Genomic DNA, 24901 nt, shown 5'->3' on the forward strand with positions numbered 1-24901 from the left:
ACCTGATTAATCACCCCAAAATAAAAAGGCCCTGATCCAAGGTTAATCTCACTTGGGTCGGGCCTTTTCATCATTTTAAATCAACACTGCACGATCATTGAGCATTTTTTCGCCTTTGATCCGCTGGAATTCGTTAAGCAGTTTTTCGACGGTTAGCTTCTGCTTATCAGCTCCTCTAGCTTCAAAAATGATCTGTCCCTTATCCATCATGATTAAGGAATTTCCAAGATCGATAGCCTGCTGCATATTATGAGTCACCATCAACGTCGTTAACTGGTTCTTTTCGACGATTTCCTTCGTCAGATTTGTAACCAGCTCTGCCCGTGAAGGATCAAGTGCTGCTGTATGTTCATCAAGAAGCAGGATTTTAGGGTCAGTGAAGGTCGCCATCAGCAATGATAGTGCCTGGCGCTCCCCTCCTGATAATAATCCCACTTTTGCAGTCATCCGGTTTTCCAAGCCTAAATGAAGGGTGCCCAGACATTCTTTAAAAAGTTCTTTCCGTTTTTTTGTCACCCCAAAGCCTAACCCTCTTCTATTGGTCCTGCCATAGGCAATGGCCATATTTTCTTCAATCGTCATATGTGGTGCCGTCCCCAGCATGGGATCCTGAAAAACGCGTCCAATCATTTTAGCCCGGGCATGTTCTTCAATTGCCGATACGTTTTCACCATCGATGATGACTTCACCGGCATCAGGGAGAATTTTACCGGAAATCATATTCATCAAAGTCGATTTACCTGCTCCATTACTACCGATGACTGTTACAAATTCACCTTTTGTCATTTGCAGTTCCAGATTTCCTAGGGCTAGTTTTTCATCTGGTGTTCCCTCATTGAAAACCTTATAAATCTGATTTAATCGAAGCATATTCTTCCCCCCCTTTCGATAAAGTCCGATCATGACGCATCTGTATTTCTTTAAGCCGCCTTTTCTTTCGGCCTTTTTCCTTTTGTTTATCGGAAATTTTAGGAATGACAAGTGCCCCGACCACAATAAGTGCGGTAATTAATTTAACATCACCTGTTTCAAGGAATTCTACGCGAAGTGCCAAAGTTACGACGATTCGGTAAATGATCGCCCCTCCAATGACCGCAAGCGTCGCACGCGCAATCGTTTTTGCACCAAATAAAGCCTCTCCGATAATGACGGATGCCAATCCGATGACAATGATTCCAATCCCCATGCCTATATCGCTAAAACCGTTATATTGGGCAACCAAGGATCCCGAGAAAGCCACTAGTGCATTTCCGATTGCAAGTCCCAGGATCTTCATGTTGCCGGTATGGGCGGAAAAACTCTTGACCATGGCCTCATTATCACCAGTCGCCCGTAAAGCAAGACCAATTTCCGTTTTTAAAAAAGCTGACATTCCAGTCTGGATGACTACAGCCACAATCAGCATAACGATTAATATGGCCCACGTTTTTGGCAGGCTGTCATCGAGACCCACGAATGATAAAAGACCATTCAGCAAATTGTCCAGCCCGGTGGCAGCCCAGGCATCCTGTATATTCGTGATAATGGTTGTTTGAGAAAGCAACGGAATGTTGGATGCGCCCATGATCCTCAAATTGATCGAGTAGAGCGCGATCATCATTAAGATACCTGCCAAAAGAGGATTGATTTTCCCTTTCGTATGCAGGAAACCCGTTATCGTCCCGGCGATGAACCCGGCAACCATCGCACTAAACGTGGCAACCATCGGCGAGAAACCGTTAACGATCATAATGGCAGCAACAGAGGCCCCTGTCACAAAACTGCCTTCCACTGTCATATCCGGGAAGTCGAGAATCCTGAATGTTAAATAGACACCAAGTGCCATGATCGCATAAATCATTCCCGACTCAAAAGAGTTGAATAAGGCTGAGAACATTTTTTTCTTCCTTCCCCGAACAAAAGCAGAGTTTATTTTACAAACTCAGCATCTGCTTTCCATTCTTCTTTTATTTCAACACCCATATCTTTTGCTGCTTTTTCATTGATGACCAATTTCAGTTTTTGTGGATATTGAACCGGGATATCTCCAGGTTTTTTACCATCCTTCAGGATTTCAATCGCTTTTTGCCCCGCTTCATAACCAATATCATAGTAACTGAAGCCATAGGCTGCAAAACCACCAGCATTCACAGAATCAAGCTCGCCAACAAACAATGGGATATCTTGATCATCCGCTACAGAAATGACCGATTCCAGTGCCGAGACAACTGTATTATCCGTAATGATATAGAAAGCATCCGCTTTTCCGATTAATGATTCCGCTGCCTGTTTAACCTCCGCTGAAGTCGAAACGGACGCTTCCACGACTTTCAATCCTGCTTTTTTCGCTTCCGCTTTCACATTTTTTATTTGCACGACTGAATTTTGCTCCCCTGTATTATAAACAGTCCCAATTGTCTTGGCGCCAAGTTCTTCCCCTAGGAATTTCATTGACTTAGCAATGGCTTCAGGATGGGAATCCGTCGTACCCGTAACATTTCCGCCTGGTTTTTCCAAAGAAGAAACAAGCTCCGCCGATACAGGATCGGTAACCGAGGTAAAAACGATTGGAATATCCTTGGTCGCATTTAAAGCACTTAGAGCACTAGGAGTGGAATTCGCAAATATCAGATCCACTTTATCCCCAACGAAGTTATTGGCAATCGTCTGACTGTTGTTTTGGTCACCCTGTGCAATTTGAAGATCATATTTGGCCTTGATGTCACTATCCTTCAAGGCCGCCTGGAAGCCTTCATATGCCTGATCCAGGGAATCATGCTGAACGATTTGTGATACACCAATGTTGAAAGTATCCTTCCCGCTTTCATCCTTTGCCGCATCTTTTTCCTTGTCATTTCCACACCCAGCCAATAATAAACCTGCGACTAATGTCATAGCTGCAGTTGAATATAATTTCTTTTTCATATTTTCCCCCCGCTTTTTTCTTAATTTAAGATTATTTTTCGAGCGAAACCAGCTTTTTCGCTTTTATGTCCTAAATTATAATCGTTTAGTCCCAATTATTCCAATATATTTTTTAACTTTTTAGAATTTTTCGAGTTCTACATGTAAAACATGAAAAAAGCTGCTGTGAAGGGTATGGTACCTTTCACGGCAGCTTTATGAAAAATCAGTGTTCGACAACCTGGCTGACAATTTCTGTAACTGTCGCTCGATCAATTTTTTCTTTGCCTTCTTTTAGGGCCTTTAATGTGGCTTTTGCCAATTCCAGGGGTATTTTACAGAATTGGATGATCTCTTTCGTTTCAATTTCTCCAATGTACGTATCTGCTAATGCAAGATTATGTTCTGTATGGGCAAGCATCTCCTCGAAACCCCAGCCATCCGGATAAAAGTTCACACCACGTTCTGCATCTTCCTCGCGGTTACGCAGGATATTGACTGTTTGGAGTCCACGGCCAAATGCGATGGCAAGTTCACGGTCCGTTTCGGTTCCATCGTACCAGTTCCACATATCAGACAGCATGACTCCCACTAAACCTGCAACATAATATGTGTAATCATCGAGCTCTTCTTCATTATGGATTTGCCAGTCCTTCGTAACCCATTTTGCCATACCTTCGGCCATTTCCTTTGTCGATTCCAAGACTTTGGCTTTTGCACCGGGAGGACAAAATTCAATCCAGTCAGAAAGAAGCAGGGTCACTTCGGGCAGATCATCCTTATATGGTTCAAATAACGATTGAAGATCTTCTTCCCTGTAATCCGCATCAAGAAGCTCACTAAGAGCCTGTAACAGGGAAACCTTATTATCTGCTGGCAGACCGGGGTGATCCTCGATTTCATCGATCGCGCGCATGCAAAGGTATGCAGCTCCAATGGCCTCTTGTAATCCCTTTGGAAGATAGCTGATTGGAATGAAAAAAGTCCGGCTAGTTTTTAAGAGAAAATCCATTGCTTTAGTATGTAGGTCACTTTTATCAGTCATATTTACACTCCTTTAAGTCTCCAATGAAACAATTGATTCATTATATCAAACATCGGCTTTGATTTCAGCTGCCCGATTCCTCTGAATATAAAGGCACTTTAATTGTCATTAAATCTTCACCCATTATCGTGTTTGAAAAGATCGCTTCGCTTTCCTCTTTTAACCTCTCAGCATCCTCCGGAGTATACCGTGAGCTGATATGGGTAAGGATTAGATGCTTGGCTCCCGCTTTCAAAGCCGTTTCTGCAGCCTGAACGGTGGTCGAGTGATAATAGGCTGATGCCAATTCAGATTCTTCCGCCGAAAAGGTAGCTTCATGAACAAGGTAATCCGCCGATTCAGCAAGGACGAGAGCATTGCTGCACATCCTTGTATCACCAAGAATCGTGATGATCCTACCTTTTTGCGGAGCACTGAGGTAGTCCTTCCCATTTAGGACACGGCCATCGTCGAGACAGACCGTCTGTCCATTTTTCAATGCTTTAAAAAGCGGCCCCGGCTTCACACCTTCGGACCGCAGCCGGTCAACCAGTAAACTTCCCGGACGATCTTTTTCCACAATCCGGTAACCGATGCTATAAATGCCATGATCAAGCGCCATGGCCGTCACTGTGAATTGTTCGTCCTCAAACACTGTGCCTTCCTCTATTTCGATGATTTCCAAGGGATATTTTAAATGAGTTCCACTCACCTGTAAGCTCGTCTTAATAAATGCATCTATGCCTTGTGGACCATATACGGTCAATTTCTCCACCCCGCCCTGAAAAGATCTGCTGCTTAAAAATCCAGGGAGTCCGAAGATGTGGTCACCATGTAAATGGGTGATGAAAATTTTTTCAACCTTTCGCGGTTTGACCGCCGTTTTTAAAATTTGATGCTGTGTTGCTTCCCCACAATCGAATAACCAAACCGTCCCTCGCTCTTCCAATAATTGAAGGGCGATTGATGTCACATTACGCGCTTTAGCCGGAACGCCAGCGCCTGTACCCAATAAAACGAAATCCACGATACTACCTCCGTTGCAAATACTTTATGACTTAACTATAGCATAACCAAGGTGCTCTTTCATTTATGACCCATTAAAACCAAAACCCAAATTAAACTTTTAATGAAATATGAGAAAAAATGCGCAAATTGATTGCTTTGAGGGAAAGCTAAACGTAAAATTAGAAATTGGTACACATAGGGGAATTCCAACTTTATAGACAGATTTAACGGAAAGTTGAGGTTTTAACATGACAGAAAATAATAAACCCACAGCATTAATCATGATTTTTGGTGCTACCGGAGATTTAGCGAAAAGGAAATTGTTTCCTTCCATATATCGACTATTTCAAAAAGAGAAAATCAATAAGTTCGCCGTCGTTGGAGTGGCAAGGAGGCCATTGACGAACGAGGAGTTCCAAACAAGTGTAAAGGACTCGATACTTACGTTCGGGCATGCGGAAGAAAAGGTCGATGAATTCATTTCCCATTTCCATTACCACTCCCATGACGTCTCCAGTTCGGAATCATACCTGCAATTAAAAGACATTGCAAAAAAATTAGACGGACAATATCAATTAGAAGGAAACCGGATCTTTTATTTGGCGATGGCACCTGAGTTTTTCGGAACGATTGCCGAACAGATTAAAGCTCAAGGCCTGACTGACACGAATGGATATAAACGCTTGGTCATAGAAAAGCCATTCGGGCACAGTTTCGAAACAGCACAAAAATTGAATGAACAGATTCGAACTGCATTCGCCGAAGATGAAATCTACCGTATCGATCATTATTTAGGTAAAGAAATGGTACAAAATATTGAGGTCATACGTTTTTCCAATGCCCTATTCGAGCCGCTTTGGAATAACAGGTATATATCTAACATCCAAGTTACTTCAAGTGAAACACTTGGTGTTGAGGAACGTGGCCGTTATTACGAAACCAGCGGTGCCCTAAGGGATATGGTCCAAAACCACCTGCTCCAAATGGTGGCCTTGCTTGCCATGGAACCCCCGATCGCTTTGACGACAGAAGAGATTCGAAGCGAAAAAGTGCGGGCATTGCGTTCACTTCGACCAATGAAAGCGGACGAAGTCAATCAATACTTCGTCCGTGGCCAGTATGGTGAAGGAACGTTAGGCGGTCAAACACTTCCTGCCTACCGCAATGAACATAACGTAAATCCAGAATCCAACACAGAGACCTATGTTGCGGGTAAATTGATGATTGATAACTTCCGATGGGCCGGTGTTCCTTTTTATATTCGTACCGGTAAGAGAATGGATGTCAAATCAACGAATATCGTTGTTCAATTCAAAGATATCCCAATGAATCTGTATTATAAAACGGAAGAAACGCTGAACCCGAATCTTCTCGTTATCAATATCCAGCCTGACGAAGGGATCACCCTGTACTTAAATGTTAAGAAATCCGGAACGACATCCAATACAAAGCCAATGAAGCTGACCGTCTCAAACAAAGGGATAGAACACATCAATTCTCCCGAAGCGTATGAAAAGCTATTGTTTGACAGTATGCGCGGGGATGCTACAAACTTTACGCACTGGGACGAGGTTGCCCTCTCATGGAAGTTCGTCGATACCATTTCCCATGCATGGGAAAACACTAAAGACGAGTCTTTCCCTAACTATGAAGCGGGATCCACAGGTCCACTTGCATCCGATGAACTCCTTGCAGAAGATGGACATATTTGGTGGCAGGTCAAGAAAAATGAAAATAATGATTGAATTGAAGAAGGGATGCAGCTTTGAATCTGCATCCCCTTTTTCATTCATGAAACACTCTTCCTCAGCAATTTATTCCGGATAATATCAAACATTTCCTTGGGCTTAGACACTTCTTCCTCTATTGCTGAATTAAGCCAAAATGAAACACCAGATTCCAAGGCAATGAAAAATATAAAAATGGCTACAGCCCACCAGATGATGAACATAAGTCATCCGCTCCTTCTCTCTTCTTTCTGCCTACTATATCCTACAGTCCGTCCATCTCTTTCAATGTTTATATTCCTTTTTCCGCAGGTGTTTAAACCTAAAAGCAAGGATGAATGACATACATCATACTACATTTCCCTAAAAAAGGTAAATGAATTGGCACTATTTACAATTAGTTCTATTTTATCATTTCCATCTCTTTATTGAAAAAGGTGCCAGTGACAGTACCACTATCTCGATGTGGAGGATTAAACGATGGACATTCGTGAAGGGTTGATACCAACAGCATTGGGCACAGCCGTGACAGTTGAGGGTTAGCAATGAGGAACAATGTGATAACTAGTGCAGTATTCGTTTCCATTTTCGGTTTGGCACATGTTGTATTAGGGGTCATTGGCCTAGTAAAGCGTTGGAGATAGTAAAGAAGAGGGCGAATAGTAGCTCCCTCTTTTTTTCTGTACATTCACATGATGGATATTACAACTGGATTCCTTAATAAAAAAGCCGGTATAAAAGGGAATCCCCTTTTATACCGGCTAGAACTTTTTATTTTTCCATCCATTCGGTATGGAACGTGCCTTCTTTATCAATGCGTTGATAAGTATGAGCTCCAAAATAGTCACGCTGAGCTTGAATCAGGTTAGCTGGCAGCGTTTCTGTACGATAGCTGTCGAAATAGGCAAGTGCAGATGACAAGCAAGGAACCGGGATTCCGTTCATCACAGCCGTTGACACTACCTCACGCAAAGCTCCTTGATAGCTTTCGACGATTCCTTGGAAGTAAGGATCTAGGAGAAGATTGTTCAAGTTCCCTTCACGATCGTACGCTTCCTTGATTTTTTGGAGGAATTGGGCACGAATGATACAGCCGCCACGGAAAATCATTGCGATTTCCCCATATTGCAAGTTCCAGTCATGTTCTTCTGAAGCTGCTTTCATTTGCGCAAATCCCTGTGCATATGAACAAATTTTGCTCATATAAAGTGCTTTACGAATACTTTCAATCAAAGCCTTTTTGTCGCCTGTAAATGATTCGGCTTTTGGACCGCGAAGGATTTTACTCGCTTCAACACGCTCGTCCTTGATTGCTGAGATAAACCGGGCGAATACGGATTCCGTAATGATTGGAAGCGGAACACCAAGATCAAGCGCACTTTGACTAGTCCATTTCCCTGTACCTTTTTGGCCAGCTTTATCTAAAATGACATCGACCATCGGCTTGCCGGTTTCTTCATCATATTTTTTGAAAATATCAGCAGTGATTTCAATCAAATAGCTATCTAGTTCCCCTTCATTCCATTCAGTAAAAACTTCATAGAATTCTTCAGCAGATAGTCCAAGGAGATTTTTCAGAAGGAAATAAGATTCGGAAATCAATTGCATGTCCCCGTATTCAATACCATTATGTACCATTTTAACATAATGACCTGCTCCGTCCGGTCCGATATACGTGCAGCAAGCATCACCATCGACCTTAGCTGAAATATCCTTCAAGATCGGTGCGACCAGTTCATATGCTTCTTTTTGACCTCCAGGCATGATGGATGGGCCTGTCAGAGCTCCTTCTTCCCCTCCTGACACTCCTGTACCGATGAAATGGATGCCTAGCTTGCTTAATTCCTCATTGCGGCGCTGAGTGTCCTTGAAGAAGGTATTCCCTCCATCAATCACGATATCACCTTTTTCAAGTAACGGTTTTAATTGCTCGATTGTTGCATCTGTTGCCGCTCCGGCTTTAACCATCAATAAAATTTTGCGTGGTGTTTCCAAAGAATTGACGAATTCTTCAAGCGTATATGCAGCCGTTACGTTTTTGCCTTCCGCTTCCTTCATCATTTCGTCCGTTTTTGATCCAGAGCGATTATACACGGATATTGAATATCCCCTGCTTTCAATATTAAATGCAAGGTTCTTGCCCATTACGGCTAGTCCGATAACGCCAATCTGTTGTTTTGTCATGTATCATCTTTCCCTTCTCTATATCTTTACACAGCTTGTACGCTATTCTTTGTCATTCCTCCTGGATTGCTCAAAGAAATCTTTACTGAAGCTAGTGTCTGTTCCAATTGAACGGTTTTTCAAGGGTAATCCCTTTTTAATAATATTTTCTCCGTACTTATTTTGCAAGTGTTCCATCGCTTCATACAGAGGTTCTTTTTCCGCATCCTCTTGAAAGGAGAAAATATCCAGTTGCTTGAAGGCAGACTCTTTTTCGATGACATCATAAGCAGTGACACCAAGAAGCCTGATTCCTTCCCCATTCCAATTTTTCATAAAGAGATCGATCGCTCCATCCAAAATATCCCGTTTCTCAAAAACTGGATTAGGAACCGTTCTGCTTCTCGTTATTGTGCGACGGTCTTTGTAACGGATCGTCACACCTATTTTTTGGCCCAGCAAACGTTTATTTCTCAAACGGACGGCTACCTTCCCGGAAAGCTTTTCCAAAACACCGATTAGTTCTTTTTGATTGGTGGAGTCATGCGGAAGAGTGGTGGAGTTCCCAATGCTCTTATGCTCAAAAATCGCTTCTGGATCCACTACCCTTGGGTCAATTCCATTAGCCCTATCTTTCAAACGGATGCCATTGATCCCAAGAAGCTGTTTAAGTTGACTATCATTGGCGTGTGCAAGGTCCATGATCGTCATTATCCCGATGGTTTGAAGCTTTTCAGAAGTCTTATCCCCGATGCCATGCATCTCGCCCACTTGTAAAGGCCAGAGCTTTTCTGAAATGTCCCGTTTCCTTAACACGGTGATTCCCATCGGCTTCTTCATATCAGAAGCAGTTTTGGCCAAAAATTTATTAGGGGCAATCCCGATGCTGCAGGGTAGATCCATCGTATTAAAAATTCTTTCCTGTATGCTATTGGCTATATCTAACGGTGAACCCAATTCAGCGCATTCAGTAATATCCAGATACCCCTCATCTATAGAAACCGGTTCGACCATCTCTGTATATTGCCTCAAAACATCGAAAATAGCCAGTGATGCCTTTCGATAGCGCTCGAAATTGGGTTTCTGTATGACTAATTGAGGACAAAGTTTTTTCGCCTGCCAAATCGGCATGGTCGTTTTAACCCCGAACTTCCTCGCCTCATAGCTGCAGGTGACGATTATGCCCCTTCTCTCTTCAACATTGCCTGCAATGGCAAGCGGTTTGCCTTTCAATGAAACATCATATGACATTTCCACTGAAGCATAGAAACTATTCATGTCTACATGGAGAATGACCCTGCCATTTTTGGGATACATGTCCTTCATGTTCGACCGTCACATCCTTGTAAAAATAAAAAACACCGGATAATAGGGCCACAAAAAACCTTTCTATTAAGGTACCCCTATTTTTCTTTGGTAACCAAGGTGAAAGATGCCAAGAAAAACAGCCATCATGTCATGATGACTGAACATATATCCCTTCAATACTTTGAACACCTTGGCAAATATATACGGGTTTTTTGCTGATCAATGATCGTAACAAACGGCAACACCTTGAATATATATTTTTTTTTGATAGCTTAATAAGACACCGTTCAAAGGGTTTTCGGTAAAATCAAGGCATTCACGGGTTCCTCGACAATGGTTCCATGGAGAGGGTATTGGGTATTTATTGCACTCCGCATTTGTCCATCATTTGCCTAAAGCCGATTTACCTGGTTGCAGGAAATCCAGGAAAGCAAGGCATCAGGTTTTTCGATGGAGACACGGCAATCAGCAAGGCTTATTCCTCGTCCTCTGCAAGAAATACGACAACCTTTCTTGATTTACTCAGGAAACTCCCCTCCATCTCCCTGTCACATTACGGGTAATTATTCCCCTGAGACTTCTTTGATGATACTGACAACCATTTCAGCTAACTTCGTTAATTCCTCAACTGGAATTCTTTCATTTGTAGTATGGATATCTTCATAGCCAACTGCGAGATTGACAGTAGGGATGCCAAATCCCGCAATGACATTCGCATCGCTTCCTCCGCCGCTTTTAACCAGTTCGCATGGACGGCCGATTTTTTCTGCCGCTTTTCTTGCGATTTCAACTACATGATCACCTGCACCATATTTAAAACCAGGATACATGACGTTAACTTCAACTTCAGCACGTCCGCCCATTTCAATGGCTGCAGTCTCGAATGCCTCTTTCATTTTCGCTACCTGAATTTCCATTTTTTCAGGAACCAAGGATCTTGCTTCTGCAAGGATTTCAACATGGTCACAAACAATATTGGTTTGCTGCCCACCCTGGAAACGTCCGATATTTGCTGTAGTTTCACTGTCGATCCTGCCTAATGGCATTCTAGAGATTGCTTTGGAAGCGATCGTAATGGCCGAAACGCCTTTCTCAGGAGCGACGCCAGCGTGAGCAGTCTTGCCTAAAATGGTTGCAGACACTTTCGCCTGAGTAGGTGCAGCAACAACCACATTGCCCACTTTTCCATCACTATCAAGAGCAAAACCGAATTTAGCCGTTACAAGGGAGCGATCCAATGCCTTTGCCCCAACCAAGCCAGATTCTTCACCGACTGTAATGATGAATTCGATTGTACCATGTTCGATTTTCTGTTCTTTTAGCACTTTAAGCGTTTCTAACATGACCGCTAATCCAGCTTTGTCATCCGCCCCTAAAATGGTCGTCCCGTCTGACACTATGTATCCATCTTTGATGGAAGGCTTGATTCCGTTCCCAGGTACAACCGTATCCATATGGGAGGTGAAATAAATGGTATCTACGCCTTCTTTCATTCCTTTTAAAGTACATACTAAATTCCCTGCACCATGACCGGTAACTGCCGTTGTATCATCTTCAAAAACCTCTACACCCAGTGCCCCGAATTTTTCTTTCAGCACTTTGGCGATGGCTGCTTCATTTTTCGTTTCGGAATCAATCTGCACCAATTCCATAAATTCATTAACTAAACGTTCTTCATTAATCATAAAATAAAACCTCCAAAAAAGTTTTCCTCTTTAATTATACTTCTAAAAGCGGCGCCCCGGCAAATAATGTGAAAAGGAAGTCCCAGCTAAAAAAAGCATGCTGGTCATTTCCCTGCCAGAAGGCCGGTTTAAAAAGGTGAATGGTGACTTATAAAGGGTTTTCTTCAAAATGATATTTTCCCCATTATGAAAAAGAGCCCAAAACAGATAGTTTGGGCTCCTTGCAATGTTGGATCACAACGGGATATTCCCGTGTTTTTTCCATGGTCGTGTCTCTTTTTTATTGCGTAGCATATCAAGAGATTGAATGATCTTAATCCTGGTTTCACGGGGATCAATAACATCATCCACCATTCCAAGACTTGCGGCAACATATGGATTGGCGAACTTCTCACGGTATTCTTCGATTTTTGCTGCACGTGTCGCTTCCGGATTTTCGCTATTTTGAATTTCACGGGCAAAAATGATGTTTGCCGCTCCAGCAGAACCCATTACCGCGATTTCAGCATTCGGCCATGCAAACGTAAGATCCGCGCCGATGGATTTACTATTAAGAGCCACGTAAGCTCCACCGTATGCTTTACGCAGAATGATCGTCAATTTTGGTACTGTTGCTTCCGAATAGGCATATAGCAGCTTTGCACCGTGGCGAATGATTCCGCCATGCTCTTGTTTAACACCAGGGAAAAAACCTGAAACGTCTTCAAACGTAATTAGCGGAATGTTAAACGAGTCACAGAAACGAATAAAACGGGCAGCCTTATCTGATGAATCAATATCAAGTCCCCCTGCCAACACCTTTGGCTGGTTACAGACAAGCCCCACTGATTTCCCTTTGATCCGCGCCAAGCCAACCACTATATTTTTCGCAAAGCCCTCTTGAACTTCCATAAAGGAATCCTCATCGACAACCTGCTTCAATACTTTCCGAACATCATATGGCCGGATTCCTTCATATGGGACTACATCCGTTAAGTCCGGACGGTAGTCATCTCCATCGGCGGCTTCCAAAACCGGAGGCTTCTCTTCATTATTTTGTGGAAGGTAGCTCAGGAGACGCCTAACGTCCGCCAATACTTGCTCTTCAGTTGCCCCCTTGAAATGGGCATTACCGCTTATGGTATTATGTACAGTCGCCCCACCCAGCCCTTCAGATGAAATCTTTTCACCCGTAACCGTTTCAATGACTTTAGGACCTGTTATGAACATTTGGCTCGTTTTTTCAACCATGAAGACAAAGTCGGTTATGGCTGGGGAATACACGGCACCGCCTGCACAAGGTCCCATAATAACCGAAATCTGTGGAATGACACCTGAATAAATAGAATTCCGGTAAAATATTTGGCCATATCCGTCAAGCGAAACTACGCCTTCTTGAATACGTGCACCACCAGAATCGTTCAATCCTATGAAAGGGGCTCCATTTTCCGCTGCCAAATCCATAACATTGGCAATTTTCAGAGCATGCATTTCACCGAGTGCACCGCCAAAAACAGTAAAATCTTGTGAAAACAGATATATGTCGCGCCCGTTGACTTTGCCGTAACCGGTGACGACCCCTTCTCCCGGCCCTTCTTCCTTTTCCATGCCAAAATTGGTATTACGGTGTTTGATAAAAGGATTAAGCTCTATGAAAGTACCTGGATCAACTAAAAGCTCAATTCTTTCCCTTGCAGTAAGTTTGCCCTTTTCATGCTGCTTATCGATTCTTTCTTCACCGCCGCCCATTTCCACTTTGCGACGTCTGTCATATAGGTCATTGATCGTATCAAATATGTCTGTCATTCCTGCTCCTCCTTTGATAAGGCTTGTTCACAAAGCTCATATAATACACCCGCAGTAGACTTGGGATGAACGAAAGCAACATCCGCATTGTGCGCGCCCTTTCTTGATGAGTCATCAATCATACGCAATCCAGCTTCTTTGATTTCCTTTATTCTATCTTCGATGTCATCGACGCCAAGTGCAACATGATGAATCCCTTCACCACGTTTTTCGATGAATTTGGCGATTGGGCTTGTAGGTGACAACGCTTCCAATAGCTCCAAACGGGTATTGCCCGCCAAGATGAAGGCCACTTTCACTCCTTGGCTCTCCACTGTCTCGATTCCTTCAAGTTTCAATTTCAACGTTTCCGTGTAAAGTGGCAAGGCTTCATCTAGTGACTTGACGGCAATACCGATATGATCGATATTTTTAATCATCATAAAAAACCCCCATGCAATGTATTATTGAATGACTCCATTAAAATACTACTAATCTTACATTAAAGCCTTATAGAATTCGGAATAATATGAACATTATACTTTTACTTGTTTCTACTAAATGTTCAAGTTAAAATAAAATCAATTAAACTGTATTAAGGGAGAGAGCATATGGGAAACAAGAAAATCAGGAAGATCGTCGTGTATTTAATGCTTATCTCAATGTTATTAACAAGCTTACTATCAGGTATCGCATTTCTTCTGTAATAGACACCGTAATGGGGAGGGGAGCAAAAGCTTCCCTCTCTTTATTTTATCGCTCCGTTTTTCTTTGCCAACGTTTTGAAGTCCTCGTTCGATATGGTGATCAACACCTTGGTGCCGATGGGGACCTTTTCGTACAGACGCTCTACATCGGATTTAAGCATCCGTACACAGCCATTTGAAATATATTTACCAATTGATGATGGCTGATTCGTACCATGTATGCCGTAAATCCTCCCATCGGTATTTCGTGCATCGAATCCAATCCACCGCGACCCCAGAGGGTTCCTGGGATCGCCGCCAGGAATATTTTTTTTCCGGTAATATGGATTGACCGCTTTTACTTTGACCGTGAAGGTTCCTTCAGGTGTCAGTTCCTGGCTCTTTCCCGTACCGACCGGCAGAATCTCCTTGACCTCGTTATCATCAATGAACGCCAATTTATTGTTGGCTTTATTGATGATGATAAACGGATCGCCAGGCTTAACCGATTGAGGTTGGGCTTGTACCTGCAACGGCCACAAAGATAGCATAAGCAACAAAGAAAGGATCCATTTCATTTGTATCAATTCCTTTTACTTTTTTGCTTAGTTTAAGCCAAGTGCCTCTTTTTCATTCGGTTGCTGTTTAGCTTGGGTAATCCCTTGAAGGAATGCTTCAACAATAAATAGCGCTCCATTTCCTTCATGAGCTGCAATAATGCAGCCCTTGATTCGAACTCTTCCCGTGTCTGCGGCAGTGCCATTCCCCTAAAATGAATCTCCATTTCTTCAAGCTTCTTCAGATAAAGGATAGCCGTATTTTGCGGGTGGACGTTTTCCGCCAAATTTTCTATAAAATCAGCAACTATCCCGCTTTGCTTGACGACCAATGGAATATTCGTGACCAGGGGAAGAATTCGTTCGATTATTTCAAATTGCTTTTCACGCATTTTGAAATAATGGTAATACAGGTCTTCTTCCCTTAAAAAATGATTTTCCACGTCCCTAAAGGCAAGGCTTTTGGCTTGATTAAGAAGATTGGCTGTTTCGGTGATTTCCTTGCCATCCCATGTGTGATCATTATCCCTTAAATAGCGGACAATTCCCATCAAGATCGCACTAAAGTTCGTTTCGATACTTTCCTGATAGGCCAGCATTTTGTCATCGACACTGGGCATGTACAGATTCATGACAAGCGCCACCCCAACTCCAACTGCAATTAATATCGTTTCATTGATCAGCAGGGAAAAGGTGATGTCACCCGACCCGTATAGGTGCATGATGATGACGCTGCTCGTCACAATCCCCTCATTAATCTTCAAGGCAACTGTCGTTGGAATGAAAATCAAGAGAATCAGACCTATTATCAACGGATGAAATGCGATGAATTGAAACAATAGGGATGCATAGGCCATTGCGATCAAACAAGCTAGAAACCGGTGCCAGGATGCATACACCGACTTCTTTTTTGTAACTTGAATGCATAAAATCGCAATGATTCCCGCAGCAGAGAAATATTCGAGATTAAGCATTTGTGCAATAATAATTGCCAGGGTGGCCCCCAAAGCAGTTTTAATCGTCCTGTAACCGATTTTAAACATTGTTATGTATCACCTGGCTCTTTCTCTATCTATTATAATACTATCAGGAAATCAGATATTTTCACAGTCCTTTGCGAGTTAAATTTCCAATTTTCCAAAATCCATTCACGCAAAATTACATTATAGGAAAAAAACAAAAAAGGTAACCTAAACGTTACCTTTTTTCACAATTATATACTATTTACTTTAGCTTATAAAACTTTTTCCAAGAAGTCTTTTGCACGCTGGCTTTTTGGATTGGAAAAGAATTCTTCCGGAGCACTTTCCTCAACGAGCAGACCCCCGTCCAGGAATAGGACTCGATCGGCGACTTCTTTTGCAAATCCCATTTCGTGCGTTACGATCAGCATGGTCATCCCTGTATGTGCCAGTGACTTCATAACCTCGAGCACTTCTTTTACCATCTCAGGATCAAGCGCTGAAGTGGGCTCATCGAAAAGCATCACTTCCGGGTTCATTGCCAATGCCCGTGCAATCGCGACCCTTTGTTTTTGCCCGCCTGACAGACGATTCGGATATGCTGATTCTTTATCGTCCAAACCGACTTTATTCAAGAGCTCACGAGCTTGTTTTACAGCCTCAGCCTTTGATAATTTTTTCACCTTCATAGGTGCATATGTCAGATTCTCCAGTACTGTTTTATGTGGAAATAAATGAAAATGCTGAAATACCATTCCGACATTTTCACGCACTTTCATGATATTGGTCTTTTTTTCCGTGATGATTTGATCTTTAAACCTGATTTGACCATCAGTTGGAGTTTCAAGCATATTGATGCAGCGTAAGAAAGTTGATTTTCCCGAACCGGATGGACCGATGATCGCTAGCACTTCCCCTTGCCCTATCTCGGTGCTGATTCCTTTTAATACCTCGAGCTTACCATAATTTTTTTTGAGTCCATCAATTTTAATCACTGCGTCTCATTCTCCTTTCAATCACTTTGCCTAAGATGGTGAGAACCATGACCATCACATAATAAATGAGGCCGGCAAATAATATCGGCTCGAAGAATTTATATGTCTCACCGCCGACAATATAAGAACGCCGCATGATATCCCCTAATCCAATAATTGTGACAACGGCTGATTCCTTCGTTAAGGAAATCAATTCGTTAACAAGGGACGGCAGGATATTCTTGATGGCCTGCGGAAGGATAATATTAAGCATCATCCCTGAATAGGGAACCCCGAGTGCAAGCGAAGCCTCTCGTTGGCCTTTATCGACAGCTAAAATGCCTCCCCTGATAATTTCAGAGATGTATGCCGCTGAATTTAGCCCGAATGCTAAAAATGCTGCTTGGAACGCTTCGATTTGAATCCCTAATATTTGTGGTGAACCAAAATAAATAAGCATTAATTGCAGCACCAAAGGGGTACCGCGAAAAATGGATGTATAAAAGTCAGCAATCCAATTTAAGGGCTTGATTCTGCTGATTTTAAGTATAGATAATAATATTCCCAAAACAAATCCGATTACTGCCGCTACCGCTACAACCTTTAATGTAGTCGGTATTCCCTCCAGGATATATGGAAGGGAAGGCATAATCCTTTCAAATTCCAGATTCACTCCATTCATCCTCTCTTATGAAGGCCGTTATCTTAGGTCCTTCCTCCTGCTTCATTTAACTAACAATAAAGCGCGGAAAAACGTTCAGAAGGCATATTAAATCTCTTCTGAACGCTTTTCATCTCTCTGTATTATTCAGTTTCACTGCCACCGAACCATTTTATTATTAATTTTTCCATTTCACCATTCTCTAACATTTTTTTCAACTCGGCATTGAATTCTTCAGTTAACTTGCTTCCTTTTTGGAAAGCGATTGCCGAACCGGCATCTTCTTCACCGGACTCAATCAAATGGCCCACCAATTCTTTATTATCTTTCAAGTAGCCTTTTGCCACAGTATCTTCCATGATCACGGCGTCAAAACGTCCTGTTGACATTTCTTGGACAACCTCAGGAATACGATTCCGTTTTTCAACTTTCATCCCGATATCTTGGGATTTATTCAAGTCATTTGCCAATGTCTCCTGAATGGAAGCAAGCTGTACGCCCACCGTTTTCCCTTTTAAATCTTCAACAGTTTTGATTTTACTGTCCTTTGTCGTGATGATCATGTTTTTAGCTGTATAGTAAATATCACTGAAATCGACTGATTGCTCACGTTTTTCTGTCGGAGTCATTCCGGAGATAACGAAATCGACCGATTTATTCTCAAGGGCAGGTACAAGGCTATTAAAGTCAATGTCCTTCACTTGGACCTCATAACCTAATTTTTTTCCGATTGCTTTAGCGATATCAATGTCAAAGCCTTTGATTTCATCACTTTTAGATGTTTCAACAAATTCAAATGGCGGATAATCCGCAGATGTTCCCATTACCAGGACCTTTTTGCCTTCTTTATCAGCTGTGTTCTTATCTTCTTTCTCCGATGTACCGCATGCCGCTAAAATACCTACTAATAAAACGGAAGTAAGCAACAATGCTAACTGCTTTTTCAACTTCATTATTATTCCTCCAAAATGATATTTTCAATTCTCTTGTTATTAAATTTGGTTTAGTTAAATTTCAAACAACTAATATTCATACACTAATGTGTATTTTAACACACTCTAACAATTATTCAATAACGTAAAAAATAGATTCATTTTTCAGAATTTTTATATAATTATATTTCTGAAATCCGCGTTTTTCCACCAAAGGAATATATCGGCTTCCTTATCTATCTTCTTTCCTAAATGATCCTGACTTATGCAATTTCATGAATAAAAAAAACCGCCTATTGGGCGGGGTCCATACTGTAGACAAATTCGAAAAAAAGCTAGTTTGCCTGCAGTTTTTTCTAAAAAAATATTCCAGTCAATTACAGAGATCCGTTCCCTTTCCGCCGACTTGTCTGGCAAGCCTCATCAAAACAAGCGCCTGCGGGGTCTCAGCTAGCCCGTTTTTAGGAAGGAGTATCGAAAATCCATTCAATCTAATAAGGGGTTCGTTCCATTTAAAAAGTAAAAATTCATGAAGGTCAGGAAGAGACGAACCCCTTTTTGCCGTCAGACAAAAACCCGCCGAATGGGCGGGTTTTTAATTTATCGCTATAGGTTACACTTCTTCGCAATATTGATCGAAGTAGTCTTGTAATTTTTCTACTACAGACATCGGGTGGTGCCCTTCAATTTCATGGCGCTCTATCATGGTGATGATTTTTCCATCCTTCAGCAAGGCAAATGATGGGGATGACGGCGGATACCCTTCGAAATAATTACGGGCTTTCTCCGTCGCCTCTTTATCTTGCCCAGCAAAAACGGTTACAAGCTGATCTGGACGTTTATCATTATGGATTGCATGAGCCGCTGCAGGTCTAGCTATTCCCCCAGCGCAGCCACAAACGGAGTTTACCATAACAAGTGTCGTTCCTTTTTGTGCAAATACTTCCTCTACTTCCTCGGGAGTGGTCAATTCTGTATATCCAGCAGTCTTTATCTCATCGCGAGCCTGTTTGACCACGTCGTTCATTAAAAAATTAAAATCCATATTCATGGCATTTGCTCCTTCCAAGTTTTCTCTTCAATCCTATCATAACAATTGCCACTTCGTGATTCAATAAATTTACCTGTTAAAACCGCATAAACCGTTTCCGAACATGTTTAAAACGAAAGGGAAGCGGGAATCATGTGTGTAACAACAAGACTTACAAACGGATGGGGCATGCTTGGGAGACAATCCGCGCATGCCCCATCCTATTTCTTTTTTAATTTGACTTAAATGTGTCAGTAAAAGATTGAAAGACCTGCTTAACGGCAGCAGTGACCGTTTTATTCCCTGACATCACTTGATTTTCTAGGATTGGGAGAAGGCTCTTGACGGTTTCATTTTTATAAAACATCGTTTTAAGCTGGTGATCCATCAATGAATACAGCCATTCCTTAGATTGCATTCTTCTCCGTTCTTGAAAAACACCCGATCCCTTGGTCATATCCGAAAATTCATTCAATACATCCCAAATCTCAGGAATTCCTTTACCGGTTATGGCGGAACAAGTATATGCCTTTCCTGCCCATCCCTTTGTTGCTGGCTGAAGGAAGTGCAGGATTCTGCTATATTCGGACTTAGTCCTAATCGCCAGTGGAACGTTCTCTCCATCGGCTTTATTGACCACAATTCCGTCCACAAGTTCCAGAATCCCTTTTTTCATACCTTGTAATTCATCTCCTGCACCTGTAAGGACAAGGAGCATGAAGAAATCGACCATACTTCGGACTATAGCCTCACTCTGACCGACCCCGACAGTCTCTATCAGTATCACATCAAATCCTGCCGCTTCACAAAGTAACATCGTTTCCCTCGTTTTGCGGTGTACTCCTCCTAGAGTGCCTTCGGATGGTGAGGGTCTTATGAAGGCATAGGGGTTTTTTGCCAGTTCCTCCATCCTTGTCTTATCGCCTAGTATACTTCCGCCATTGATCGAAGAGCTTGGATCGACGGCTAGAACAGCAACCTTATGGCCCCTGTCACATAAGTAGGTTCCGAACGTCTCGATGAAGGTACTTTTTCCGGCACCGGGCACGCCGGAAATCCCGATGCGAATCGAATTCCCTGTATGAGGAAGGATGGCATGCAATAATTCCTGTGCATGATCTAAGTGTTGGGATGCATTGCTTTCAACCAATGTAATCCCTTTAGCTAGCTTTGCCCTGTCCCCTTTTAGGATTCCCTCCTTAAGTTCATGGACCGGTATGTTTACATTATGTTTTTTGACAAATTTGCTTTTTGAAGGTTCGTTATGGCTTGCTGCTAATTCCACGCCTGGCTTTAATGAAGAAGCAAAACCTTCCTGATTGTTAAGATCAACCCATTCGGGCTTCTTGTCTCCACTCATTATTGGGCCACTTCCTCATATCCGAGGCGATTGTATATTTCCTGGAGCACTTTCTTTGCTGCCTGTGGAATGACCGTACCAGGACCAAAAATGGCTGTAGCGCCATTTTCCATTAGATAATCATAATCCTGTGCAGGGATGACGCCGCCTACGATCACTATAATGTCCTCACGGCCCAAGTTCTTCAGTTCCGTCATTAGCTGCGGCAATAATGTTTTATGACCGGCAGCAAGCGAACTCATTCCGACTACATGCACATCATTTTCCACGGCCTGGATGGCGGTTTCTTTCGGTGTTTGGAATAATGGACCGATATCGACATCATAACCTAAATCCGCAAACCCCGTTCCTACTACTTTAGCTCCACGATCATGACCGTCCTGGCCCATTTTAGCCATTAACAAACGCGGCCTTCTTCCTTCATTTTCAAGGAACTCTTCCGTCATGCGGACGACCTCCTCAATTTCCGCTTCTTTTGAGTATGCTGAGCTATATACGCCGCTAATAGAACGAATCGTTGCTTTGTGACGTCCAGCCACCTCTTCGATCGCATCGGAGATTTCACCTAATGAAGCCCGTACTCTTGCAGCTTGCACAGCCAGTTCAAGAAGGTTACCTTCGCCAGTTTTGGCAGCCATGGATAGCGCTTGAAGAGCTTCATCCACCTTTGCCTGATCACGTTTCGCTTTTAATTCTCTCAAACGCTTCAGCTGACTTTCACGAACTGCTGTATTATCAATCTCCAGTATTTCAATCGGATCCTCTTTTTTCAAACGATATTTATTGACGCCAACGATCGTTTCATCCTGAGAATCGATTTTAGCCTGACGCTTTGCAGCGGCTTCCTCGATCCTCATTTTTGGAAGGCCGGTTTCTATTGCCTTCGCCATTCCTCCAAGACCTTCGATTTCTTCTATGTGAGCCCACGCCCGTTCGATCAATTCATTTGTTAACGATTCTACATAGTATGAACCCGCCCAGGGATCGATTACTTTTGTGATCCCGGTTTCCTCCTGCAGATATAGCTGTGTGTTACGTGCAATGCGCGCCGAGAAATCCGTTGGCAGGGCAATGGCCTCATCCAGTGCGTTCGTATGCAGGGACTGTGTATGCCCCAGTGCAGCCGCATGGGCTTCAATAAGGGTCCTTGCGACATTGTTAAACGGATCTTGCTCGGAGAGGCTCCAGCCGGAGGTTTGGGAATGAGTCCTCAATGCCATCGCCTTATTATTTTTCGGATCGAATTGTTTCATCAATTTTGACCAAATGAAACGAGCCGCCCTCATTTTCGCCACTTCCATGAAATAGTTCATGCCCACAGCCCAGAAGAAGGACAGGCGCGGTGCAAATTTATCGATATCAATACCTGCTTTCATGCCGGTACGTGCATACTCAAGCCCATCCGCCAACGTATAGGCAAGTTCGATATCAGCCGGCGCCCCCGCTTCTTGGAGATGATAACCGGAGATGGAAATGGAATTGAACTTGGGCATATATTTGGATGTATACTCGAATATATCAGCTATGATTTTCATGGACATTTCAGGTGGGTAGATATACGTATTCCGAACCATGTATTCCTTTAAGATATCATTTTGAATCGTGCCTGAAAGCTTATCCTGTGTTACGCCCTGTTCTTCAGCTGTCACGATATAAAAAGCAAGGATGGGTAATACCGCACCGTTCATCGTCATTGACACGGACATCTGATCAAGCGGAATTCCATCGAACAAGATTTTCATGTCAAGAATGGAATCAATGGCAACTCCCGCCTTCCCCACATCACCGACAACGCGTGGATGATCGGAGTCATAACCGCGGTGTGTAGCTAAATCAAAGGCAACTGAGAGCCCTTTTTGCCCCATCGCCAGGTTACGCCTATAAAATGCATTGGATTCCTCAGCAGTTGAAAAACCTGCATACTGACGTACCGTCCAAGGACGATTGACATACATCGAAGGATAGGGCCCTCTTGTAAAAGGAGCAATGCCTGGCACACTTTCCATATGCTCCAAGTCACGATTATCTTCCTCAAAATAAAGCGGTTTGATTTTTATTTGTTCATTGGTTTCGAACAGAAGATCCTCAATGTTTTTCCCAACTGCTTTTTCGGCTTCCTTTTTCCATGCTTCCAACGTACCTTTAATCTCAGACTTAGCAGGATTTATAGTAGAAAAATTCGGTTTTTTCATTTCAGTTCACCCCCAGCTTCTTCAATAAATCCAGTAAAATGGATCTTGCATTCGTTTTAACATGGATAAAATCTTGGACTCCTGCTTCACTTAGTGTAATCTCCCATTCTTCTTGCTGCTTACCGGCACAATAAATAGTGATTTCAGGGAATTGTTTTTTAATTTCTTTAATGGTGATTGCCGCTAATTCCGAGTAGTCATCATCACTCCCGCAAACACAATAGATAGGGAGCTTGGTCGCAGCTACATATTCGACTGCTTCCTCAACGGTTTGACACCCCTTACTGCCGATTGTTTCAATACCGCCTGCTGCAGCAAGACTTTTAACGAAATCTGCACGAGGTTTATGGGATTTTAGATTTTTCAAATTAATCAAACCAATAGTTGGACCCGTCCCACTTATTTCTTTATACTTTTCACTGCGAAGTCTTATCTGTTCAAACTGAATGGAAACCCGGTTCGTGGCAAGTGGGGTAATGCTCACCGGCTTCCCAACTTTCATATATGACACATGGTTATCCTGTGTCGGGGTTTTAATCTTATCAGCCGGATTCGGATATACATTCGTTCCGATGATACTTTCATTTCTGAAAGCCGCATTTTGAACTCTTCCTTGGTAAACTTCAGCTATTTCTTTCTGAAGGGTGCCTTGTTTAATTAGCTCTAAAATCCCTCCGGCCGCATCGATTTCAAGGAATTTCGCCCAAGACTTTTCAGCCAATTCATCCGTTAATTGCTCAACATACCATGAACCGCCAGCAGGATCGACCACTGTTGTGATATTTGTTTCCTCTTTTAAAATCAAGTGAGTATTACGGGCAATTCTTTCTGAAAAATCATCGGTTTCACCAGTTGCATGTGTAAATGGATGAATTTGAAGATATTGAATGCCTCCAATAGCTGCAGCGAAAGCTTGGTTTGTGGTCCGAAGAATATTGACATGCTGATCATATAGCGTTTCTGTCAACTCGGAAGTAACGGCATGTATCGTCATTTTAAAATGGTCCGATCCTGTATCGAAAGCTTCTGCAAGGCCTGCCCAAAGCCTTCTGGCAGCCCGCAGTTTAGCGATGGACATGAAATAATTGGAATCCACAGCAAAAGAGAAAACTATTTTTTCTGAAACCGAAGCAAAAGACAACCCCTGTTTTTGACCTTCCAATAAATATTGGACTGCTTCCGATAATCCGTACGCTATTTCTTGTACGGCATTAGCTCCTCCATTATGATAGACTGCCGTATTAATCAAAACAGTCTTTAACTCCTTGCCTATCTTCTGATAAGCTTGGATCGTCTTCAGCCAATCTGCAAAATAGTTATCCGTATCTTCTGGCAGCTGACCGCAAATGAGCCATTCTGCAATGGGATCTTCGGCAATAACGCCTGTCAATTGGGTATTTTGCGCTTCGGCAACAGCATTGAATTGAGGGAATAATCCTTTTTGTTTCCCCTTAAGGTCAATGAAAATCGGGATTTCCTTTAATGGAATATCCTTAAATAATTTTTCTGCCCTTGCTCCCTCGGAAAGCAATCGTACAGGATATGACACGACATTTTGTCCGCGCTTGAATGTAGCCTTCATCTTTTCATTTGCTTCTTCAGCCGTGTTACCGCTTACAGGTTGAACGGCAAGCCAAGGTTTTTCATGATAACCCGTTGGGGACGTTCCTCTGGTGAAAGGGAAGAACCCTGGCAATTCAGCCACTTTTTCCGTTGAATCCGCCTTTTCTGTATAGAGTGGATATAAAGTGATGCCCTCATATGTATTCGTTTTTAATTTTTCTACACTTTTTCCTTTTAAACTTGCTTCCGCAGCTTCTTTCCACTCTTCAAAAGAAGGCTTAGGAAAGGTAATGTTTTTTACATCTTTCAGTTCCATCTGTAATCGCTTTCTTTATCTTCTGGCCGACTCATACGCCATGTCCTTTCTTTGGGAGAACGAACGCTCAGTCAGTTTTAGATAAGAAAACCACCCTCCCGTCAAT

The 24901-nt window shown here is 42.6% G+C and carries 22 protein-coding genes and 1 pseudogene; 3 read left to right on the plus strand and 20 right to left on the minus strand.

The window, feature by feature from the left end:
• Positions 1-75 precede the first annotated feature (75 nt).
• The 5 genes from IOC57_RS14650 to rnz all read right to left on the minus strand — a co-directional run bounded on the left by IOC57_RS14650 (position 76) and on the right by rnz (position 4934).
• Positions 76-870, minus strand: a complete 795-nt coding sequence (locus tag IOC57_RS14650) for an ABC transporter ATP-binding protein (protein WP_207439422.1) — start codon at positions 868-870, stop codon at positions 76-78.
• Positions 845-1876 (minus strand): ABC transporter permease, encoded by a 1032-nt coding sequence (locus tag IOC57_RS14655; protein ID WP_207439423.1) that lies wholly within the window; start codon positions 1874-1876, stop codon positions 845-847. Before IOC57_RS14655 ends, IOC57_RS14650 begins: the two co-directional genes overlap by 26 nt.
• A gap of 32 nt (positions 1877-1908) precedes the next feature.
• Positions 1909-2904, minus strand: coding sequence for an ABC transporter substrate-binding protein (locus tag IOC57_RS14660; protein ID WP_207439424.1), 996 nt, complete (start codon positions 2902-2904; stop codon positions 1909-1911).
• A gap of 205 nt (positions 2905-3109) precedes the next feature.
• Positions 3110-3928 carry a squalene/phytoene synthase family protein gene (locus IOC57_RS14665; protein WP_207439425.1) on the minus strand — a complete coding sequence of 273 codons (819 nt, stop codon included), beginning with the start codon at positions 3926-3928 and terminating at the stop codon, positions 3110-3112.
• Positions 3929-3992: 64 nt separating this feature from the next.
• Positions 3993-4934: a ribonuclease Z gene (gene rnz, locus IOC57_RS14670; RefSeq protein ID WP_207439426.1), complete on the minus strand. Its 942-nt coding sequence runs from the start codon at positions 4932-4934 to the stop codon at positions 3993-3995.
• Between the two features lie 229 nt (positions 4935-5163).
• On the opposite strand from rnz, the gene zwf reads away from it, so the two are divergent.
• The gene (gene zwf / locus IOC57_RS14675; protein WP_207439427.1) at positions 5164-6660 is read left to right on the plus strand and encodes a glucose-6-phosphate dehydrogenase; all 1497 of its coding nucleotides are present in this window, start codon (positions 5164-5166) and stop codon (positions 6658-6660) included.
• Between the two features lie 44 nt (positions 6661-6704).
• On the opposite strand, the gene IOC57_RS14680 is transcribed toward zwf, so the two are convergent.
• Positions 6705-6866 (minus strand): hypothetical protein, encoded by a 162-nt coding sequence (locus IOC57_RS14680; protein WP_207439428.1) that lies wholly within the window; start codon positions 6864-6866, stop codon positions 6705-6707.
• Between the two features lie 256 nt (positions 6867-7122).
• Between IOC57_RS14680 and IOC57_RS14685 the strand changes: the two are divergent.
• Positions 7123-7286: pseudogene (locus IOC57_RS14685) on the plus strand (asparagine synthase).
• 127 nt (positions 7287-7413) lie between these two features.
• On the opposite strand, the gene gndA reads toward IOC57_RS14685, so the two are convergent.
• From gndA to mce, 5 genes are all read right to left on the minus strand, one after another.
• Positions 7414-8826 (minus strand): NADP-dependent phosphogluconate dehydrogenase, encoded by a 1413-nt coding sequence (gndA, locus tag IOC57_RS14690; protein WP_207439429.1) that lies wholly within the window; start codon positions 8824-8826, stop codon positions 7414-7416.
• 42 nt (positions 8827-8868) lie between these two features.
• Positions 8869-10131: a DNA polymerase IV gene (locus IOC57_RS14695; RefSeq protein WP_207439430.1), complete on the minus strand. Its 1263-nt coding sequence runs from the start codon at positions 10129-10131 to the stop codon at positions 8869-8871.
• Between the two features lie 545 nt (positions 10132-10676).
• On the minus strand, positions 10677-11798 hold the full coding sequence (locus tag IOC57_RS14700) for a tripeptidase T (protein WP_207439431.1): 1122 nt from the start codon (positions 11796-11798) through the stop codon (positions 10677-10679).
• 234 nt (positions 11799-12032) lie between these two features.
• Positions 12033-13583, minus strand: a complete 1551-nt coding sequence (locus IOC57_RS14705) for an acyl-CoA carboxylase subunit beta (RefSeq protein WP_207439432.1) — start codon at positions 13581-13583, stop codon at positions 12033-12035.
• Positions 13580-14005 carry a methylmalonyl-CoA epimerase gene (mce, locus tag IOC57_RS14710; protein ID WP_207439433.1) on the minus strand — a complete coding sequence of 142 codons (426 nt, stop codon included), beginning with the start codon at positions 14003-14005 and terminating at the stop codon, positions 13580-13582. The genes IOC57_RS14705 and mce overlap by 4 nt, the downstream gene beginning before the upstream one ends.
• Positions 14006-14173: 168 nt before the next feature.
• Here mce and prli42 point away from each other — a divergent pair, with 168 nt between their 5' ends.
• Positions 14174-14269 carry a stressosome-associated protein Prli42 gene (prli42, locus tag IOC57_RS14715; protein ID WP_155726463.1) on the plus strand — a complete coding sequence of 32 codons (96 nt, stop codon included), beginning with the start codon at positions 14174-14176 and terminating at the stop codon, positions 14267-14269.
• Between the two features lie 41 nt (positions 14270-14310).
• Here prli42 and IOC57_RS14720 read toward each other — a convergent pair whose 3' ends face one another.
• The 9 genes from IOC57_RS14720 to IOC57_RS14760 form a co-directional block, all read right to left on the minus strand.
• Positions 14311-14826: a L,D-transpeptidase gene (locus IOC57_RS14720; RefSeq protein ID WP_207439434.1), complete on the minus strand. Its 516-nt coding sequence runs from the start codon at positions 14824-14826 to the stop codon at positions 14311-14313.
• 32 nt (positions 14827-14858) lie between these two features.
• Entirely contained in the window at positions 14859-15848 is a 990-nt protein-coding gene (locus IOC57_RS14725) for an aromatic acid exporter family protein (protein WP_207439435.1), read from the minus strand.
• 191 nt (positions 15849-16039) lie between these two features.
• Positions 16040-16762: an amino acid ABC transporter ATP-binding protein gene (locus IOC57_RS14730; protein WP_207439436.1), complete on the minus strand. Its 723-nt coding sequence runs from the start codon at positions 16760-16762 to the stop codon at positions 16040-16042.
• Complete coding sequence (locus tag IOC57_RS14735) at positions 16755-17414, minus strand: amino acid ABC transporter permease (RefSeq protein ID WP_207439437.1); 660 nt, start codon at positions 17412-17414, stop codon at positions 16755-16757. Before IOC57_RS14735 ends, IOC57_RS14730 begins: the two co-directional genes overlap by 8 nt.
• A gap of 131 nt (positions 17415-17545) precedes the next feature.
• Positions 17546-18349, minus strand: a complete 804-nt coding sequence (locus IOC57_RS14740; protein ID WP_207439471.1) for a transporter substrate-binding domain-containing protein — start codon at positions 18347-18349, stop codon at positions 17546-17548.
• Between the two features lie 598 nt (positions 18350-18947).
• Positions 18948-19385 carry a BrxA/BrxB family bacilliredoxin gene (locus tag IOC57_RS14745; protein ID WP_207439438.1) on the minus strand — a complete coding sequence of 146 codons (438 nt, stop codon included), beginning with the start codon at positions 19383-19385 and terminating at the stop codon, positions 18948-18950.
• A 211-nt stretch (positions 19386-19596) separates the two neighbouring features.
• Positions 19597-20724, minus strand: coding sequence for a methylmalonyl Co-A mutase-associated GTPase MeaB (gene meaB, locus IOC57_RS14750; RefSeq protein ID WP_207439439.1), 1128 nt, complete (start codon positions 20722-20724; stop codon positions 19597-19599).
• On the minus strand, positions 20724-22916 hold the full coding sequence (gene scpA, locus IOC57_RS14755; protein ID WP_207439440.1) for a methylmalonyl-CoA mutase: 2193 nt from the start codon (positions 22914-22916) through the stop codon (positions 20724-20726). Before scpA ends, meaB begins: the two co-directional genes overlap by 1 nt.
• 1 nt (position 22917) lies before the next feature.
• Positions 22918-24795 (minus strand): methylmalonyl-CoA mutase family protein, encoded by a 1878-nt coding sequence (locus tag IOC57_RS14760; RefSeq protein WP_207439441.1) that lies wholly within the window; start codon positions 24793-24795, stop codon positions 22918-22920.
• Positions 24796-24901: the final 106 nt, after the last annotated feature.

Origin of the sequence: Bacillus sp. SD075 (assembly GCF_017355165.1) — a bacterium.
Classification (GTDB): domain Bacteria; phylum Bacillota; class Bacilli; order Bacillales; family DSM-1321; genus Peribacillus.

Bases quoted from the DNA above. Each gene is read 5' to 3' on its own strand.
- IOC57_RS14650 (WP_207439422.1), bottom strand. From the start codon at position 870: ATGCTTCGATTAAATCAGATTTATAAGGTTTTCAATGAGGGAACACCA.
- IOC57_RS14655 (WP_207439423.1), bottom strand. From the start codon at position 1,876: ATGTTCTCAGCCTTATTCAACTCTTTTGAGTCGGGAATGATTTATGCG.
- IOC57_RS14660 (WP_207439424.1), bottom strand. From the start codon at position 2,904: ATGAAAAAGAAATTATATTCAACTGCAGCTATGACATTAGTCGCAGGT.
- IOC57_RS14665 (WP_207439425.1), bottom strand. From the start codon at position 3,928: ATGACTGATAAAAGTGACCTACATACTAAAGCAATGGATTTTCTCTTA.
- zwf (WP_207439427.1), top strand. From the start codon at position 5,164: ATGACAGAAAATAATAAACCCACAGCATTAATCATGATTTTTGGTGCT.
- IOC57_RS14680 (WP_207439428.1), bottom strand. From the start codon at position 6,866: ATGTTCATCATCTGGTGGGCTGTAGCCATTTTTATATTTTTCATTGCC.
- gndA (WP_207439429.1), bottom strand. From the start codon at position 8,826: ATGACAAAACAACAGATTGGCGTTATCGGACTAGCCGTAATGGGCAAG.
- IOC57_RS14695 (WP_207439430.1), bottom strand. From the start codon at position 10,131: ATGAAGGACATGTATCCCAAAAATGGCAGGGTCATTCTCCATGTAGAC.
- IOC57_RS14700 (WP_207439431.1), bottom strand. From the start codon at position 11,798: ATGATTAATGAAGAACGTTTAGTTAATGAATTTATGGAATTGGTGCAG.
- IOC57_RS14705 (WP_207439432.1), bottom strand. From the start codon at position 13,583: ATGACAGACATATTTGATACGATCAATGACCTATATGACAGACGTCGC.
- mce (WP_207439433.1), bottom strand. From the start codon at position 14,005: ATGATGATTAAAAATATCGATCATATCGGTATTGCCGTCAAGTCACTA.
- prli42 (WP_155726463.1), top strand. From the start codon at position 14,174: ATGGGAAACAAGAAAATCAGGAAGATCGTCGTGTATTTAATGCTTATC.
- IOC57_RS14720 (WP_207439434.1), bottom strand. From the start codon at position 14,826: ATGAAATGGATCCTTTCTTTGTTGCTTATGCTATCTTTGTGGCCGTTG.
- IOC57_RS14725 (WP_207439435.1), bottom strand. From the start codon at position 15,848: ATGTTTAAAATCGGTTACAGGACGATTAAAACTGCTTTGGGGGCCACC.
- IOC57_RS14745 (WP_207439438.1), bottom strand. From the start codon at position 19,385: ATGAATATGGATTTTAATTTTTTAATGAACGACGTGGTCAAACAGGCT.
- meaB (WP_207439439.1), bottom strand. From the start codon at position 20,724: ATGAGTGGAGACAAGAAGCCCGAATGGGTTGATCTTAACAATCAGGAA.
- scpA (WP_207439440.1), bottom strand. From the start codon at position 22,916: ATGAAAAAACCGAATTTTTCTACTATAAATCCTGCTAAGTCTGAGATT.
- IOC57_RS14760 (WP_207439441.1), bottom strand. From the start codon at position 24,795: ATGGAACTGAAAGATGTAAAAAACATTACCTTTCCTAAGCCTTCTTTT.